18 protein-coding genes are annotated in these 15,686 nt (G+C 68.1%); 14 read left to right on the forward strand and 4 right to left on the reverse strand.

Translation table 11 applies throughout. The features are described 5' to 3' along the window. Positions 1-64: 64 nt before the first annotated feature. A complete protein-coding gene (locus BMZ17_RS08505; RefSeq protein ID WP_093138183.1) occupies positions 65-829 on the reverse strand; it encodes a hypothetical protein in 765 nt (254 codons plus the stop codon). Positions 830-1,114: 285 nt separating this feature from the next. Here BMZ17_RS08505 and BMZ17_RS08510 point away from each other — a divergent pair, with 285 nt between their 5' ends. Beyond that, complete coding sequence (locus tag BMZ17_RS08510; RefSeq protein ID WP_175485605.1) at positions 1,115-1,585, forward strand: hypothetical protein; 471 nt, start codon at positions 1,115-1,117, stop codon at positions 1,583-1,585. 10 nt (positions 1,586-1,595) lie between these two features. Here BMZ17_RS08510 and BMZ17_RS08515 read toward each other — a convergent pair whose 3' ends face one another. Both BMZ17_RS08515 and BMZ17_RS08520 read right to left on the reverse strand, forming a co-directional pair. Continuing rightward, positions 1,596-2,096, reverse strand: a complete 501-nt coding sequence (locus tag BMZ17_RS08515) for a GNAT family N-acetyltransferase (RefSeq protein ID WP_254775255.1) — start codon at positions 2,094-2,096, stop codon at positions 1,596-1,598. Continuing rightward, positions 2,093-2,335, reverse strand: a complete 243-nt coding sequence (locus tag BMZ17_RS08520) for a DUF1653 domain-containing protein (protein ID WP_093138186.1) — start codon at positions 2,333-2,335, stop codon at positions 2,093-2,095. Before BMZ17_RS08520 ends, BMZ17_RS08515 begins: the two co-directional genes overlap by 4 nt. A gap of 108 nt (positions 2,336-2,443) precedes the next feature. Here BMZ17_RS08520 and BMZ17_RS08525 point away from each other — a divergent pair, with 108 nt between their 5' ends. From BMZ17_RS08525 to madM, 12 genes are all read left to right on the forward strand, one after another. Next, complete coding sequence (locus tag BMZ17_RS08525) at positions 2,444-2,905, forward strand: MaoC family dehydratase (protein ID WP_093138187.1); 462 nt, start codon at positions 2,444-2,446, stop codon at positions 2,903-2,905. Further along, positions 2,902-4,131, forward strand: coding sequence for an MFS transporter (locus BMZ17_RS08530; protein ID WP_093138188.1), 1,230 nt, complete (start codon positions 2,902-2,904; stop codon positions 4,129-4,131). Before BMZ17_RS08525 ends, BMZ17_RS08530 begins: the two co-directional genes overlap by 4 nt. 34 nt (positions 4,132-4,165) lie before the next feature. After that, positions 4,166-5,266 carry a PLP-dependent cysteine synthase family protein gene (locus BMZ17_RS08535; RefSeq protein WP_093138189.1) on the forward strand — a complete coding sequence of 367 codons (1,101 nt, stop codon included), beginning with the start codon at positions 4,166-4,168 and terminating at the stop codon, positions 5,264-5,266. Positions 5,267-5,443: 177 nt separating this feature from the next. Beyond that, positions 5,444-7,084, forward strand: coding sequence for a malonate decarboxylase subunit alpha (mdcA, locus tag BMZ17_RS08540; RefSeq protein WP_093138190.1), 1,641 nt, complete (start codon positions 5,444-5,446; stop codon positions 7,082-7,084). Between the two features lie 10 nt (positions 7,085-7,094). After that, the gene (gene mdcC / locus BMZ17_RS08545) at positions 7,095-7,415 is read left to right on the forward strand and encodes a malonate decarboxylase acyl carrier protein (RefSeq protein ID WP_093138191.1); all 321 of its coding nucleotides are present in this window, start codon (positions 7,095-7,097) and stop codon (positions 7,413-7,415) included. A 17-nt stretch (positions 7,416-7,432) separates the two neighbouring features. Beyond that, positions 7,433-8,329, forward strand: a complete 897-nt coding sequence (locus BMZ17_RS08550; protein WP_175485606.1) for a biotin-independent malonate decarboxylase subunit beta — start codon at positions 7,433-7,435, stop codon at positions 8,327-8,329. Continuing rightward, positions 8,320-9,024, forward strand: a complete 705-nt coding sequence (mdcE, locus tag BMZ17_RS08555; protein WP_093138192.1) for a biotin-independent malonate decarboxylase subunit gamma — start codon at positions 8,320-8,322, stop codon at positions 9,022-9,024. The genes BMZ17_RS08550 and mdcE overlap by 10 nt, the downstream gene beginning before the upstream one ends. Further along, on the forward strand, positions 9,017-9,670 hold the full coding sequence (mdcG, locus tag BMZ17_RS08560; protein ID WP_093138193.1) for a malonate decarboxylase holo-[acyl-carrier-protein] synthase: 654 nt from the start codon (positions 9,017-9,019) through the stop codon (positions 9,668-9,670). Before mdcE ends, mdcG begins: the two co-directional genes overlap by 8 nt. Beyond that, positions 9,667-10,530: a triphosphoribosyl-dephospho-CoA synthase MdcB gene (gene mdcB / locus BMZ17_RS08565; protein WP_093138194.1), complete on the forward strand. Its 864-nt coding sequence runs from the start codon at positions 9,667-9,669 to the stop codon at positions 10,528-10,530. The genes mdcG and mdcB overlap by 4 nt, the downstream gene beginning before the upstream one ends. Then, positions 10,527-11,447, forward strand: a complete 921-nt coding sequence (gene mdcH / locus BMZ17_RS08570) for a malonate decarboxylase subunit epsilon (RefSeq protein WP_093138195.1) — start codon at positions 10,527-10,529, stop codon at positions 11,445-11,447. Before mdcB ends, mdcH begins: the two co-directional genes overlap by 4 nt. A 79-nt stretch (positions 11,448-11,526) precedes the next feature. Continuing rightward, complete coding sequence (gene madL / locus BMZ17_RS08575; protein ID WP_093138196.1) at positions 11,527-11,922, forward strand: malonate transporter subunit MadL; 396 nt, start codon at positions 11,527-11,529, stop codon at positions 11,920-11,922. After that, positions 11,919-12,689 (forward strand): malonate transporter subunit MadM, encoded by a 771-nt coding sequence (gene madM, locus BMZ17_RS08580; protein WP_093138197.1) that lies wholly within the window; start codon positions 11,919-11,921, stop codon positions 12,687-12,689. The genes madL and madM overlap by 4 nt, the downstream gene beginning before the upstream one ends. Positions 12,690-12,752: 63 nt before the next feature. Here madM and BMZ17_RS08585 read toward each other — a convergent pair whose 3' ends face one another. After that, positions 12,753-13,472 carry a GntR family transcriptional regulator gene (locus tag BMZ17_RS08585; RefSeq protein WP_093138198.1) on the reverse strand — a complete coding sequence of 240 codons (720 nt, stop codon included), beginning with the start codon at positions 13,470-13,472 and terminating at the stop codon, positions 12,753-12,755. 192 nt (positions 13,473-13,664) lie between these two features. On the opposite strand from BMZ17_RS08585, the gene BMZ17_RS08590 reads away from it, so the two are divergent. Next, positions 13,665-15,686, forward strand: coding sequence for a M3 family metallopeptidase (locus tag BMZ17_RS08590; RefSeq protein ID WP_093138199.1), 2,022 nt, complete (start codon positions 13,665-13,667; stop codon positions 15,684-15,686).

The following is a 15,686-nucleotide window of genomic DNA, read 5'->3' on the forward strand; positions in this document are numbered from 1 at the left end:
GCGATCGAAAGCAGCCGTGGTTTACGGCTGCGTGAAACCGACCCAGGCCAAATCCGTTGGCCTGCTACCGGGAGGTCGGTTGATAGGTGTTGCGGCTCGCATCATACCGGTATTCGGCGATTTCGGCCGCTGGGCCGCCCTCGGTGGTGATCCTTAGTGTGGGCATCGGATCGCCGGATTGGCTGGAAAACGCCAGCGTGCCGGTCCTCGTCACGCACTTGATGCCACCGGCATCGGTATCGCAGGCCGCGCTGTTGTCCTCGCCTGCGTACAGGCTTCCAACATAGGTCCAGCGCTTGTTGTCGGTGTTTTCCAGGTCGTGCGGATTGAACAGCAGAAGCTCGAAGTTCTGCATGCGCGTGCCGGATACCAGGTACCACGTCGGGACCGCGAGCAGCAGGTTGCCCTCGGAAGTGCGCGCGCTTTGCGGCTTGCGTGTCTCGTCCAGCGTGTTGCCCTTGCCGTTGCCGCCGAACTCGCCCACCGAATGCTGGTTGTCGTGGAATTTCCAGGGTTTCTCGGAGCCAGGCGGGTTGGCCGTGAAGGTGGCCTGGGTGATGGTGACCGTATCGCCGGGCGCCGGATACTTGGGTTCCTTGCGATCGCTGAAGTCCTCGGGTGTTTCCCAGGCAAAGCCGGTGTAGTAGCGCGTGCCATCCAGCTCGAAGGGGAAGCCGAACCAGTAGTTGATCCAGCTGCCATTACCGATCTCGTAGCTCAGCGCGCCATCACCGTCGACGTTGCTGATGAAGTACAGCACGCTGTCGGCGGCAGGCGGTTTGACATCGGCAACGGGGTTGGAAGCAGGGGCAGCGCTTGCATCTGGCATGTGGGTGACGTCCTGGGTTGTCGTGGGGGCGGCAGGCGTAGCGGGCGCTTGCTGGCTCGGCGCTGGCGATTGGGCGGTGCAGGCGCTCAGGGCCAGCACGGCGGGCAGCAACAAGGGAAACCTTCGCAGCATGGTCGATCCTTCGGGGAGCTGGGCGGCGATCTTACTGTGTCCGCATGAAGATCGAGCGCTACGGTTGGCACTTTGCGATGGCGGCTGCCAACACGCGTGCCTTTGCGCGCGGTAGCGTCGCAGGCGGGGCGATCATGGAGCAGGCGCATGACGATGGACGCATGGCGGCAGGGCGCTGCACTGGAACTGTGGCAATCGTTGGTGCATGAAGCGGCCGATCAGCGCGGCCAGGCGCTGGACGAAGCGCAGGAGGCCTACCTGGTGTTCGTGCTGCTGCGCTACCAGCGCGAGCAGACACTGCTGGCGCGAACCCAGGCCCTGGCGTGGCTGCATGCACAGCAGCAGGTCGGGCAGCGGCGCATTGATGCGTTGCGCGACGTGGGCGATCACTGCCTGCTGATCGCCGGACTGTTCCCCGGCGTGGCCCAGCGGCGCCGCGTGAGCGAAGGCTATTTCATCGATCTTGGCCGTGGCGCATATGCGGAAGTGGCGCAGACCGAGCGTCGCGGCAGCGCGGACCTGTTCGCACAGCTTGCGGCGGGCTTCGCCGGTCTTGTCGGCACGTTGCGCGCGATGCGCGCGATGCGCGGGCCGGCGATGGAACTGTCGCTTGCGGTCCCATGAGCGCTGACGCTCAGGCGGTTGGCGACAGCATCAATTCCAGATAACGCGTGCCGGCGATCGGGTTGAACCGGTATGGCGCGATCTCGCGGAATCCCAGTCCCGCATACAGCGCCTGCGCGGCGAGCATGCTCGGCAAGGTGTCCAGGCGCAGCTGCGTGTAGCCGAGTGCGGCCGCACGCGAGATAGCGATCTGCGAAAGGCGACGGCCCAATGCATGGCCACGGCCGGCGGGGCGCACGTAAAGCCGCTTCAGTTCGGCGATGTCCGGCGCGGCGAATGCGCGCAGCGCCACACAGCCAAGCAATGTGCCCTCGCGTTCGGCGACATACAGCGCGCCCTGCGGCGGCGCGTAATGCGCGTCCAGATGCGCCACTTCGGCAGCAAAATCCTGGAAGCCCAGGTCGATGCCCAGCGAGGCGGCATATTCCTCGAACAAGGCTGCGACCTCGCCCCGTTCATTCGGCAGCACCGCCTCGCGAATCACGATCGCGCGGTCGCCTTCCATGCTCATGCCGAGGCGGGCGCGATCCGTGCAAAGCGCGCTACGGACTGGCCTGCGTGTTCGACCTGCGAGAAGAACATCGCGTGCGGCCGCACCCACAGGCCGCCTTCGCCATACAACGCGCGATACAGCACCAGCGGTTCCAGGGTCTCGCTATGGCGCACGGTGCCGATGACCTCGTATTCGCCGCCCTTGTAGTGGCGATAGCGGCCAGGCGGCGTGTCGGGCAGGGCAGGCAGGTCGGACATGGGGTGCGGCCGGATCAGGGCTGCACAGGATAGCGGCGGCTTAGCCCATCGTTCAGTAGTGGGCGCCGGCAGTGGCGTTGGAGAATGCGCGCAGCACAGGAGAGTCCCATGACGCAGCCCCCAGGCTGGATCGGAACCCGCGCCGGCATGCCGACGCAGGGCGCCCGCGCGCAGCGCACCCGCACGGTGTCGATGCAGGACATCGAGGCCTTCACCCAGATCAGCGGCGATCGCAATCCGCTGCACTACGACGAAGCTGCGGCCAAGGCCTCGCGCTTCGGCGGATTGATCGTGCAGGGCGGGGTGACATCGGGCCTGCTCAACGCAGTCGTAGCCGAAGACCTGCCGGGGCCCGGCACGGTGTTCCTGTCGGTGGAATGGGCCTTCACCAAGGCCGTCTACGTCGGCGACACGATCACGGCGACGGTCGAGGTGCTGACCGTGCGCGAGGACAAGCCGATCTGCACGCTGGCCACCACGATCACCAACCAGCACGGCGAGGTCTGCCTGCAGGGCAAGGCCAGCACGTACACCACCGCTTTGAGCGCCACGCCCTTGATCGGCGGATGACGTCCTCGCAGGCGCAAGCCACATCCGCGCAGGCGGCGTCGGGGCGATGGACGGCGCTGTCGGTGCTGGCGCTGGCGCTGGTGCTGACGATGAGCCCGTGGTTTTCGGCCACCGCGGTGCTGCCGCAGCTGCGCGCGCTGTACGGCTTCGGCGACAGCGTGGGCGCGTGGCTGACCATCGCGGTGCAGCTGGGCTTCGTGCTGGGCGCGGTGGGTTCGGCGGCCTCGGGCCTGGCCGATCGGGTGCCGCTGCGTGTGCTGGTGATCGGTTCGGCGCTGGCGGTGGCCGCGTGCAACGCGCTGCTGCTGGTCGCGCACAGCCCTACGCAATGGCTGCTGCTGCGGGTGGCGACCGGCGTGTTCCTGGCCGGCGTGTATCCGCCGGCGATGAAGCTGGTGGCGACCTGGTTCGTGCAGGGTCGCGGGCTGGCGCTGGGTGTCTTGATCGGCGCGATCACGATCGGTTCGGCGTCGCCACATCTGCTGGGTGCGCTGGGCGGCGCGCAGTGGCAGGCGGTGATCGTGGCCACCTCCGCAGCGACCCTGGCCGGTGCGCTGCTGATCGCCGCCGGCGTGCGCGAAGGTCCGTTCCCCTTTCCGAAGGCACCGTTCCGCCTGGCCGATGCCGCGGCAACCTTGCGCAATCGCCGCGTCCTGCTGGCGATGGGCGGCTACTTCGGCCACATGTGGGAGCTGTACGCGATGTGGGCGTGGTTCGCGACCTACGCACGCGCGGCGCTGGCCGAGCAGGGCAGCGGCTTGAATGCCGCCGCGCTGACCTTCGCGGTGATCGCCTCCGGCGCGCTGGGCTGCGTGCTCGCAGGGCGCGCGGCGGATCGCTTCGGCCGCGCGCGCACGGCGGCACTGGCGATGATGGTCTCGGCCGCGTGCTGTGTGGCGATGCCGTGGGTGTTCGACGGGCCGGCGTGGTTGTTCGTTGGCGTGGCGCTGGTCTGGGGCGTCAGCGTGATCGCCGATTCGGCACAGTTCTCCGCGCTGGTGTCCGAGCACGCAGATCCGCGCTTCGTCGGGACTGCGCTCACGCTGCAGGTCGGGCTGGGCTATGTGCTGACCGCGGCCACGCTGTGGGGCCTGCCGCTGCTGGCGCGCGGGCTGGGCAGTTGGCAGTGGACGCTGCTGGTGCTGGCGCCGGGGCCGCTGCTCGGGATCTGGGCGATGGCCAAACTGGGCGCGTGGCGACAGGCGCCGGAGGCGCCGCGCCGGTAGAATTCGCACCTCTTTCCTTCATCGAATCAGGCCCATGTCGCAGCGCGACTGGGTGGCCGCCGCCATCCACAAGATCGAAGCCGACTTCAACCGTTCGGCCGACACCCACCTGATTCCGCTGTCGCTGCCAGGCTATCCCGGCATCGACGTGTACCTGAAGGACGAATCCAGCCATCCCACCGGCAGCCTCAAGCACCGGCTGGCGCGCTCGCTGTTCCTGTACGCGCTGGCCAACGGCTGGTTGCGCGAGGGCGCACCGGTGATCGAGGCCTCCAGTGGCTCGACCGCGGTGTCCGAAGCGTATTTCGCGCGGCTGCTGGGCCTGCCCTTCATCGCGGTGATGCCGGCCACGACCTCGCCGGAAAAGATCGCCGCGATCACCTTCTACGGCGGCCAGTGCCATTTGGTCGAACAGGCCGGCGCGATCAATGCAGAGTCCGCACGGCTGGCGCGCGAGCACGGCGGCCATTTCATGGATCAGTTCACCTACGCCGAACGCGCGACCGACTGGCGCGCGAACAACAACATTGCCGAATCCATCTTCAAGCAGATGGCCGAGGAGCCGCATCCGATCCCGGCGTGGATCGTGTGCAGCCCGGGCACCGGCGGCACCGGCGCCACGCTGGGTCGTTACGTGCGCTATCGGCGCCATCCCACCAAGATCCTGTGTGCCGACCCGGAGCACTCGGTGTTCTTCGACTACTACCGCGATGCGCTGGTAGGCGAGGCCGACACGGCGCGCCTGCACCACTGTGGTTCGCGCATCGAAGGCATCGGCCGTCCGCGGGTGGAACCGAGCTTCGTGCCGGCCTGCATCGATGCGATGGTCAAGGTGCCTGATGCGTTGAGCCTGGCGGCGATGCGCTGGACCAGCGCGGCGCTGGGACGGCGCGTGGGCGGTTCGACCGGCACCAACCTGGTCGGCGTGCTGCACGCGGCGAGCGCGATGCAGGCGGCCGGCATCAACGGCTCGATCGTCACCATCCTGTGCGACAGCGGCGACCGCTACGCACACAGCTATTACGATCCGGACTGGTACGGCCGCTGCGGGATCGACACCGTCGACAGCGATGCGGCCCTGGCTGCTGCGGTGTCAGGCGGCACGCTGCCGGCGCTGGCGACCGCCGAGGGCTGAGGCGCCCTTGCAGCGATCAGGTCGCAACTTGATCAGGGTCTGACTCCGCTTCAAAGTACTGAAGTTATTAGGCTATTTACCGGGGCGGCCGAATTTTCGGCCAGCTGCTGCGGCGCGGCATGCATGCCGGGCGCAGAATGATTACTCTGTAATTACGAAGTAATTCCCGGTGATGCGATGACGGATTGGAACACCCTCAGTACCGACCGGACCCAGCGGCTGCAGGCCGCGGCGGGGTTCGCGCAGGGCCGGCTGGTCCATAGCGACGACGTGGTTGCGCTGCTCGAAACCGTGCTGCGCCCCGGCGACCGCGTCTGCCTGGAAGGCAACAACCAGAAGCAGGCCGATTTCCTCGCCGACTGCCTGACCCAGGTCGATCCGGGCCGCATCCACGACCTGCACATGGTCCAGTCGGTGCTGTCGCTGGCCTCGCACCTGGATGTGTTCGAGAAAGGCATCGCGCGCAAGCTCGACTTCTCCTTCTCCGGCCCGCAGTCGGTGCGCCTGGCCCGGTTGCTTGGCGATGGTCAGCTGGAGCTGGGGGCGATCCACACCTATCTGGAATTGTTCGGCCGCTACTTCATCGACCTGACCCCGCGCGTGGCCCTGATCGCCGCGCACGCGGCAGATCGGCACGGCAACCTCTACACCGGCCCGAACACCGAGGACACGCCGGCGATCGTGGAAGCCACCGCGTTCCGCGGCGGCATCGTCATCGCCCAGGTCAACGAGATCGTCGACACGCTGCCGCGCGTGGACATTCCGGCGGACTGGGTGAACTTCGTCACCCATGCGCCGCGTCCCAACTACATCGAGCCGCTGTTCACCCGCGACCCGGCGCAGATCAGCGAAGTGCAGGTGCTGATGGCGATGATGGCCATCAAGGGCATCTACGCCGAGTACGGCGTCAACCGCCTCAACCACGGCATCGGCTTCGACACGGCGGCGATCGAGCTGCTGCTGCCGACTTACGCTGAGTCGCTGGGCTTGAAAGGCAAGATCTGCCAGCACTGGGCGCTGAACCCGCATCCGGCGCTGATTCCGGCGATCGAGTCGGGCTTCGTCAAATCCGTGCACTCGTTCGGCTCGGAGCTGGGCATGGAGGACTACATCGCCGCGCGCGCCGATGTGTTCTTCACCGGCGCCGATGGCTCGATGCGCTCCAACCGCGCGTTCTCGCAGACCGCCGGCCTGTATGCCTGCGACATGTTCATCGGCTCGACGTTGCAGATGGATCTGGCCGGCAACAGCTCCACCGCCACGCGCGATCGCATCGCCGGCTTCGGTGGCGCGCCCAACATGGGCTCGGACGCGCGCGGCCGCCGGCACGGCAGTCCGGCCTGGTTGAAGGCCGGTCGCGAAGCCGCCAAGCCCGGCGAGATTCCGCGCGGCCGCAAGCTGGTCGTGCAGATGGTGGAAACCTTCCGCGAGCACATGGCGCCGGCCTTCGTCGACACACTCGATGCGTGGGAGCTGGCCGAACGGGCCAAGCTCGACCTGCCGCCGGTGATGATCTACGGCGACGATGTCAGCCACGTGCTGACCGAGGAAGGCATCGCCAACCTGCTGCTGTGCCGCACGCCGGAAGAACGCGAGCAGGCCATCCGCGGCGTCGCCGGCTACACGGCCGTGGGCCTGGGGCGCGACAAACGCGCGGTGGAAAACCTGCGCGACCGCGGCGTGATCAAGCGCCCGGAAGATCTCGGCATCCGCACCCGTGACGCCAGCCGCGACCTGCTCGCCGCGCGCACGGTCAAGGATCTGGTGCGCTGGTCCGGCGGGCTCTACGACCCGCCCAAGCGCTTCCGCAACTGGTAAGGGGCTTGAGATGGAAACCCTGAAATATCGCTTTGAGGGCCGCACCGCGCCCAGCTCACGCCTCGACCATGTATTGGTCGGCGTGGTCTCGTCCGGCAACCTGGAAGTGCTGATCGAGCCGGTACCGCTGGACGGCGCGATGGAGATCGAGATCACCACCGCCGCGCGTGGCTTCGGCCAGATCTGGCAGGCGGTGCTGGACGATTTCGCCGCGCGCCATGCGCTGAAAGATGTGCGCATCACCATCCACGATGTCGGCGCCACGCCGGCGGTGGTCAGCCTGCGCCTGGACCAGGCCGTGGAAACCCTGCAGGAAGGAGGCGACGCATGAGCGCAATAGCCAACACCGTGCGTGAGCGCAGCTACTACGAAGCCGACGCGCGCGAGCGTATCGCCGGCGTACTGGATGCCGGTTCGTTCCGCGAATTCGTCGGCCCACGCCAACGCGCGATGAGCCCGCACCTGGCGCAGCTGGACACGCCGGCTGCATTCGACGATGGCATCGCGGTTGGCGAGGCGACCCTGCGCGGCAAGCGCGTGCTGGTGGCCGCGCAGCAGGGCGAATTCATGGGCGGCGGCGTGGGTGAAGTCCACGGCGCCAAGCTCGCCGGTTTGTTGGAACGTGCCGCGCAGACCAAACCCGAAGCGGTGCTGCTGCTGCTCGATACCGGTGGCGTGCGCCTGCATGAAGCCAATGCGGGCCTGATCGCGATCTCGGAAATCATGCGCGCGGTGCTTGGCGCGCGCGCGGCCGCCGTGCCGGTGCTGGCGCTGATCGGCAGCGGCAATGGTGCCTTCGGCGGCATGGGCATTGTCGCGCGCTGCTGCACGGCGGTGATCATGTCCGAGGAAGGACGGCTGGCGCTGTCCGGCCCGGAAGTGATCGAGACCGTGCGCGGCGTGGAGGAATTCGATTCGCGCGATCGCGCGCTGGTCTGGCGCGTGACCGGCGGCAAGCATCGCTACCTGATCGGGGAAGCCTCCACGCTGGTGGCCGACCGCATGGACGCCTTCGCCGAGGCTGCACTGGAGGCGATCGCGGCGTTCGATCCTGCTGCCGATGCCATGGCGGCGCTCGATGCCGAGCACGCGATGCTGGCCGCGCGCATCGATGCCTGGGGTGCGTATCGCGATGGCCTGGAGATCTGGCAGGCGCAGGGCCTGGACCACGCCGCCAAGCTGCCGCTGCTGGACACCGACGCCTTCCTGGCCGCCACCGCTAACAGGAGCCTGCCGTGGAACTGAAAACCTTGCTCGACGCCCTGTTTCCGCAGGGCCATGCCATCGCCATCGAAGATCACGTGCTGACTGGCAGCGCGACCACCGCGACGGGCGAAGTCACCGTGATCGGCACGGCCGACAAGCTGGAAGTCGGTGTGGACCACGCGCTCAAGCTCGCGGCGACGGTGCTGGCCTCCACGCGCGCGCATCCGCAGCGGCCGATCGTGATGCTGGTCGACACCGCCGGCCAGCGCCTGGCGCGGCGCGATGAACTGTTGGGCATCAATGGGTATTTCGCCCACCTGGCCAAGGCGCTGGATCTGGCACGCACGCGCGGCGCCAGGCTCATCTCGCTGGTGTACGGCGAATCGGTCAGCGGCGGTTTCCTCTCGTTTGGCCTGATGGCCGATGCGGTCTACGCGTTGCCCGAGGCGCAGGTGCGGGTGATGGACCTGCGCGCGATGGCGCGCGTGACCAAGCAGCCGCTGGAGAAGCTGCAGGCGCTGAGCAAGAGTTCACCGGTGTTCGCCCCGGGCGTGGAGAACTACGTCGCGATGGGCGCGGTGCGCGCGATCTGGGATGGTGACCTGGCCCAGGCGCTGCTCGATGCGCTCGCCGCGCCGGTCGAAGGCGACACGCGTCGTGCGCTGGCCGCCGAGCGCGGCGGCCGTACGCTGGCGCTCGATATTTCCGCTGCGGTGGCTGCAGGCCATGACTGAGGCGCTGCGCCGCCACACGCTGGTCTGGCTGCCGACCGATCACGGTTGGCTGGCCCAGTCGCCTGCGTTGGCGGTGCGGCTGCGTGCGTGGTTCGGCGCAGGCCATCCGGCGATCGTGGCGCGCCGCGCGCCCGGGATGTCGGCCGAGCTGCTGCAGCTTGGTGTGCCGTTGCCGCCGGACGAAGGCAAGCAACGGCTTTCGCTGAGCGCGCCGCACGCGTCGTTGCTACGGTGTGCGTCATTGCCTGCGCTTGATGCGGTGACCCCCGTTGCGCCCACCGCCTGGCAGGTCGCGTTGCGTGCTTTGCAGGCAGATGCGGGACGCCTCGGCTTGATGCCGCGCGTGTTCGGCGCGCTGGCCTGGCAGGCTTTGACGTCCTTGCCGTATCTGCATGCGCGCTCCGATGTGGATCTGCTGTGGGAGATCGAAGAGCTCGATCAGGCCGATACGATCGCCGCGCTGCTCTCCCGTTGGGAAACACGCTTCGGCCTGCGCGCCGACGGTGAGTGCCGTTTGCCCGATGGCACGGCTTTCAGCTGGCGCGAATATGCCAGCGGATCGGCGCGCCTGCTCATCAAGACCGACAGCGACGCGCGCCTGGTCGCGCGCAGCGCGCTCGCCGGCGATGCACAGGTGGCGGCATGAAACGCAGCGAAGCCGGTCGTCCCAACACAAGCGCCGCAGCGCCGGGCGCGCTGGCGCAGCGGTTCGGGCGCCTGGCGATCGCCAGCCTGCACGCGGAGCTGGCACTGGCGCACAAGCCAGGCCTAGTGACGCCGACCGATCGCGGCAGCCATGACGACATGGACGCCGGCACGTTCTGGCGCAGCCTGGCCGCGCTGCGTGGCTACTTCGTGGCGATTGCGCAGGCCGGCATCGAGGGTGCGGGCTTCGACACCCTGCGGCGGCTCGGCCTGCATGCCGAGGACGCGATGCTGGGCGCGACCGGCGGCATCAACACCCATCGTGGCGCGATCTTCAGCCTGGGCCTGCTCACCGCACAGGCGGCGCAGCTGCGCGCGCAAGGCGCCGTGGCCTCGGGCGTGCAAGTCTGCGCCGGTGTAAGCCAATGGCGCGACGTCCTGCTGGACGCGCCGCTGGACCCGACCAGTCACGGCCAGCGCATGCGTCGCGCGCATGGCGTGGCAGGCGTGCGCGAACAGGCCGCCGATGGCTTCCCGCTGCTGCGCGAGATCGCACTGCCCGCGCTGCAGGCGGCGCTGGATGCCGGGCTGGTGGAAGACGCGGCGCACACGCACACGCTGCTGTCGCTGATCGCGGCGGTGGACGATCTCAACCTGCTGCATCGCGGAGGCATCGACGGCCTGCGCTTTGCCCAGCAGCAGGCGCGCACATTCCTGGCGCGCGGCGGCGTCTGGCAGGACGATTGGCGCGCGCAGATCGCCATCCTTTCGCGCGCCTTCGTCGCGCGCCGGCTCAGCCCCGGTGGCAGTGCGGACCTGCTGGCCTGCGCGATCTTCCTGCAGCGGCAGGCGCGCACATGAGCCTGGCGCTGCTATGCCCGGGGCAGGGCGGCCAGCATCCGGCGATGTTCGACCGGGTGTTGGACAACGCCGAAGTCGCGCCGCTGTTGCAGCAGGCCGAAGCCGTGCTCGGCGCGGCGCCACAGGACCTGGCGGCCAATGACGCGCGCTTCGACAACCGCCGTGCCCAGCCCCTGGTCTGCGCCGGCACGCTGGCCCATTGGCTGGCGCTGCGTGAGCAGTTGCCAGCGCCGACGTTGGTGCTCGGCTACAGCGTGGGTGAACTCGCAGCACATGCAGTCGCCGGCAGCATATCGACCGATGCGTGTCTTGCACTGGCGGCCACGCGCGCCAGCGTGATGGATGCCGCCAGTCCTGCCGACAGTGGCCTGATGGCGGTGACCGGCCTGGTCCGCAGCGACATCGATTGTTTGTGCGAGCAGTTTGAGACTTGCGTGGCGATCGCCAATGGCGAAGACCATGTGGTGCTGGGCGGGCGGCGCCGCGCATTGATGCAGCTGGCCGAGGCTGCAACCGCGCAGGGCGCGCGTTGCACGCTGCTGCCGGTCAGCGTGCCGGCGCATACGCCCGCCCTGCAGGCTGCGACGGACAACTTCGTCCAGGCGCTGCGTGCTGCATCGGTTCGCGCGCCCGGCATCACGGTGCTGGCCGGCGTGGACGGCAGCCCGGTGCGGACAGCGGAGGGTGTGATCGACACCCTGGCCGCACAGATCTCGCGTAGCGTCGAATGGTCGGCGGTGATGGAGCAGGCCGTGGAGCGCGGTGCACGCGTGTTCCTGGAACTTGGTCCGGGCAGCGCGCTGTCGCGCATGCTGCGCGAGGCCTATCCGGAATGCGAAGCGCGATCGGTCGAGGAGTTCAGGAGTCTGGAGGGCGCGGCCGCCTGGGTAGCGGCGGCACAGGAGCGGTTGCAGTGAAGTAAGGCGGTTCTTTCGTTTCCACACCTGCGGCGCCGCCCGGTACAGCCACCGGCGCGCCCACCCTGGGAGGGGTTTCATGGTCATCTATGGTGTTGCGTTGCTGGCGATCTGCACGATCATCGGCTTGTTCATTGGCGAACTGCTGGGCATCAGCATTGGCGTGCAGGCCAATGTCGGCGGCGTGGGCTTCGGCATCGTGCTGCTGATCGCGGTGTCCACGTGGCTGCACAAGCGCGGCAAGACGCCGCTGACCGACTACGGCGTCAATTTCTGGAACGCCATCTACATCCCGATCGTGGTGGCCATGGCCGCCCAGCAGAACGTGCTGGCCGCGCTGAAGGGTGGCCCGGCCGCGATCCTGGCCGGGGTGCTGGCGACGGCCGCGTGCGGGGCCTTGATCCCGGTCTTCAACAAGCTGCGCAAGACGCCGATCGAACCGCTGCCGCCGATCAAGGAAGGAGAGCTGCCATGATCGCCGAGACCTTCATGAAAGTGATCGACAAGAACAGCCTGCTGGCCGGCTTTGCGATCATCGGCGCGATCATGTTGATCGCCCAGTTGGTGTCGCGTTACCTCACCGGCGGGCGCGTGCATGCCTCGGCGATCGCGATCTTCTTCGGCCTGGTGCTGGCCTGGTTCGGCGGCCTGCACACCGGGGGCTCCAAGGGGCTGGCCGACGTGCCGCTGTTCGCCGGCGTGGCGGTGATGGGCGGCGCGATGTTGCGCGATTTCGCGATCATCGCCACGGCGTTCGGCGTGGACGTGCGCCAGCTCAAGGGCGCAGGCCTGGCCGGGGTGATCTCGCTGCTGCTGGGCGTGCTGGTGAGCTTCATCGTCGGTGCCGCGATTGCCTATGCGTTCGGCTACACCGATGCGGTCAGCATGACCACCATCGGTGCGGGCGCGGCGACCTACATCGTCGGGCCGGTGACCGGCGCGGCGATCGGCGCCAGCTCGGATGTGATGGCGCTGAGCATCGCCGCGGGCCTGATCAAGTCGATCCTGGTGATGGTGGGCACGCCGTTCGTGGCCAAGTGGATCCAGCTCAACAACGCGCAGACGGCGATCGTCTACGGCGGACTGATGGGCACCACCAGCGGCGTCGCCGGCGGCCTGGCCGCGACCGACGCGCGCCTGGTGCCATACGGTGCGATGACGGCGACGTTCTACACCGGCCTGGGCTGCCTGCTGTGTCCTTCGGTGTTGTTCCTGGCCACGCGCGCGGTGATGGGCGGCTAGCTCGCGCTAGCTTCCGCAAACAACGGCCCGCCTGCGATGGCGGGCCGTTGTTTCATGGGGCGATCAGTGCGCGCCCGAGCGCGGCAGCGGGGCGGGCACGTTGAGCTTGCCGCCGGCGGCGATGTACTTGGCCAGCGCCTCGCCCTGGCTGAGCAGATGGCGGTTCATGGTGCGCTCGGCCTCGGCCGCATCGCCGGTGCGGAAACAGGCCATCAGCTCGCGGTGTTCGCCCAGCGACATCGCCATGCGGCCCGGCGTGAGCAGCTGGCGGCCACGGTGCATCTTGAGGATGCGGTGCAGGTCGTGGGTGACGCGGATCAGCCACGGGTTGCCGGCGTGTTCCTGCACGGCCTCGTGGATGAGGTAGTTGTTGCGGTAGAACTCGGCCATGTCGCCGCGCTCGGCGGCCGCTTCCATCGCCGCATGCAGTGATTCCAGCCGGGCCAGGCCATCGGTGTCGATCTTGCGCACTGCCTCGAACGCACAGCGGCCTTCCAGCATCGCCATGATCGGGAAAAGCTCGTTGAGGTCTTCCAGGGTCAGGCGCGTCACCCGCGCGCCGCGGCCGGGCTCGATCTGGACCAGGCCTTCGGCCGCCAGCAGCTTGAGGCTTTCGCGCAGCGGCGTGCGGCTGATGCCCAGTTCCTGGGCCAGGGCCGGCTCGTCGATCCAGTCGCCCGGCGGCAGCACGTAGTCGTAGATCTTCTGGCGCAGGGTGTCGGCCACTTCCTCGTACATCGGGGCGCGCCGGCGGGAGCTGGACTTGTCGGGCGTCAGGGTCATGGACGGGCAGCGGGCATCGCACACAGGGCAGACGCCCATCTTAAGCCCTGGCGGCAGGCGCGCCGCGTGCGCGGCCACCTTCCATCAACGTCTCCAGTCGCATAATGGCGGCCTTGCGCACCGTGCCGGCTTGCCCGGCCGCGCCGGCGCCCCCAGATTGACCGCCAGCCCCACGTTTCGGAGTGTTTCCCCATGAATCCGCTGCTCGATTTTTCCGGCCTGCCCCAGTTCGACGCCATCCGCCCCGAGCACGTCGGCCCGGCCATCGAGGCCCTGCTGGCCGATGCCGAAGCCGCGGTGAAGCAGGCCGAAACCGTCACCCCGGTGACCTGGGACAGCTTCGTGGTGCCGCTGGACGATGCGACCGAAAAGCTCTGGCGCGCCTGGGGCCAGGTGAACCACCTGCAGGGCGTGGTCAATTCGCCGGAACTGCGCAAGGCCTACAACGACAACCTGCCCAAGGTGACGCGCTTCGGCAGCGCGCTGGGGCAGAACCTGGCGCTGTTCTCTCAGTACCGCGCCCTGGCTGAAGCGACCGATCTGGCCGCGCTGGACACCGCGCGCGCCAAGACCCTGGACAACGCGCTGCGCGATTTCCGCCTCGGCGGCGCCGAGCTGCCGGACGAACAGAAGGCGCGCTTTGCCGCCGTGCGCGAGGAACTGGCCAGCCTGTCGGCCAAGTTCTCCGAGAACGTGCTCGATGCCACCGACGAATACGAGTTCTGGATCAAGGACAAGCAGCATCTGTCCGGCCTGCCGGCCGATGTGATCGCCGCCTGTCGCGCCGCGGCCAAGGCCGAGGGCGAGCCGGGCTGGAAGTTCACCTTGCAGATGCCGTGCTACCTGCCGGTGCTGACCTACGCCGACGATCGCCCGCTGCGCGAAACGCTGTACCAGGCCTACGCGGTGCGTGCGTCCGAAGCCGGCGATGAAAAGCTGGACAACTCGCCGCTGATCACCCAGATCCTGGCGCTGCGCGCCGAGCTGGCGCAGCTGCTGGGTTTCGCGTCGTACGGCGAGTATTCGCTGGCGACCAAGATGGCGCAGAGCCCGGCCGAAGTGCTGGGCTTCCTGCGCGACCTGGCCACGCGCGCGCTGCCGCACGCCAGGCAGGATCGCGCCGAGCTGGAAGCCTTCGCCCGGGATGAGCTGGGCCTGGACACGGTCGAGCCGTGGGACGTGGCCTACGTGGGCGAAAAGCTCAAGCAGGCGCGCTACAGCTTCTCGGCGCAGGAGGTGAAGCAGTACTTCACCGAGGACGCGGTGCTGGGCGGCCTGTTCGGCGTGATCAAGTCGCTGTACGGCGTGGATGTGGTCGCCGACAGCGCGCCGGTGTGGCATCCGGATGTGCGCTTCTATCGCCTGCAGAACGCCGATGGCGCGCTGGTGGGCCAGTTCTATTTGGATCTCTATGCGCGCGAAGGCAAGCGCGGTGGCGCGTGGATGGACGATTGCCGCAACCGCCGTCATCGCGCCGATGGCGAGCAGACCCCGCTGGTCTATCTGGTGTGCAACTTCGGCAAGGGCGTGGACGGCACGCCGGCCACGTTCACCCATAGCGATGTCACCACGCTGTTCCACGAAATGGGCCACGGCCTGCACCAGCTACTGACCGAAGTCGGCGAGCTGTCGGTCGCCGGCATCAACGGCGTGGAATGGGATGCGGTCGAGCTGCCGAGCCAGTTCATGGAGAACTTCTGCTGGGAGTGGGCGCGCGTGCAGGGCATGACCCGGCACGTGGAGACCGGCGAGCCGCTGCCGCGCGCGCTGTTCGACAAGATGATCGCGGCCAAGAATTTCCAGAGCGGCATGCAGACCGTGCACCAGCTGGAGTTCGCGCTGTTCGACATGGAGCTGCACAGCGGCTTCGACCCGGCGCAGGACTCGGTGCTGGCGCTGCTGGAACGCGTGCGCGACGAAGTGGCGGTGAACCGTCCGCCGGCGTGGCACCGTTTCCCGCACAGTTTCAGCCACATCTTCGCCGGCGGCTATGGCGCGGGTTATTACAGCTATAAGTGGGCCGAGGTGCTCAGCGCCGATGCCTATGCCGCGTTCGAGGAAGCGCCGGATCAACTGGCGGAAACCGGCGCGCGTTTCCGCGCCGAGATCCTCTCGCGCGGTGGCAGCCGCAGCGCGCTGGAGAACTTCACCGCCTTCCGCGGTCGCGAGCCGAACATCGACGCGCTGCTGCGGCATCACGGCATGGCGGCGTGA

The organism is Pseudoxanthomonas sp. GM95 (genome assembly GCF_900109775.1).
GTDB lineage: Bacteria > Pseudomonadota > Gammaproteobacteria > Xanthomonadales > Xanthomonadaceae > Pseudoxanthomonas_A.

Coding starts and splice junctions, on each gene's coding strand:
- madM (WP_093138197.1), top strand. CDS start 11,919: ATGATCGCCGAGACCTTCATGAAAGTGATCGACAAGAACAGCCTGCTG.
- mdcB (WP_093138194.1), top strand. CDS start 9,667: ATGAAACGCAGCGAAGCCGGTCGTCCCAACACAAGCGCCGCAGCGCCG.
- mdcA (WP_093138190.1), top strand. CDS start 5,444: ATGACGGATTGGAACACCCTCAGTACCGACCGGACCCAGCGGCTGCAG.
- BMZ17_RS08535 (WP_093138189.1), top strand. CDS start 4,166: ATGTCGCAGCGCGACTGGGTGGCCGCCGCCATCCACAAGATCGAAGCC.
- BMZ17_RS08510 (WP_175485605.1), top strand. CDS start 1,115: ATGGACGCATGGCGGCAGGGCGCTGCACTGGAACTGTGGCAATCGTTG.
- mdcG (WP_093138193.1), top strand. CDS start 9,017: ATGACTGAGGCGCTGCGCCGCCACACGCTGGTCTGGCTGCCGACCGAT.
- madL (WP_093138196.1), top strand. CDS start 11,527: ATGGTCATCTATGGTGTTGCGTTGCTGGCGATCTGCACGATCATCGGC.
- mdcC (WP_093138191.1), top strand. CDS start 7,095: ATGGAAACCCTGAAATATCGCTTTGAGGGCCGCACCGCGCCCAGCTCA.
- BMZ17_RS08515 (WP_254775255.1), bottom strand. CDS start 2,096: ATGAGCATGGAAGGCGACCGCGCGATCGTGATTCGCGAGGCGGTGCTG.
- BMZ17_RS08520 (WP_093138186.1), bottom strand. CDS start 2,335: ATGTCCGACCTGCCTGCCCTGCCCGACACGCCGCCTGGCCGCTATCGC.
- BMZ17_RS08590 (WP_093138199.1), top strand. CDS start 13,665: ATGAATCCGCTGCTCGATTTTTCCGGCCTGCCCCAGTTCGACGCCATC.
- BMZ17_RS08525 (WP_093138187.1), top strand. CDS start 2,444: ATGACGCAGCCCCCAGGCTGGATCGGAACCCGCGCCGGCATGCCGACG.
- BMZ17_RS08505 (WP_093138183.1), bottom strand. CDS start 829: ATGCCAGATGCAAGCGCTGCCCCTGCTTCCAACCCCGTTGCCGATGTC.
- mdcH (WP_093138195.1), top strand. CDS start 10,527: ATGAGCCTGGCGCTGCTATGCCCGGGGCAGGGCGGCCAGCATCCGGCG.
- BMZ17_RS08530 (WP_093138188.1), top strand. CDS start 2,902: ATGACGTCCTCGCAGGCGCAAGCCACATCCGCGCAGGCGGCGTCGGGG.
- BMZ17_RS08585 (WP_093138198.1), bottom strand. CDS start 13,472: ATGACCCTGACGCCCGACAAGTCCAGCTCCCGCCGGCGCGCCCCGATG.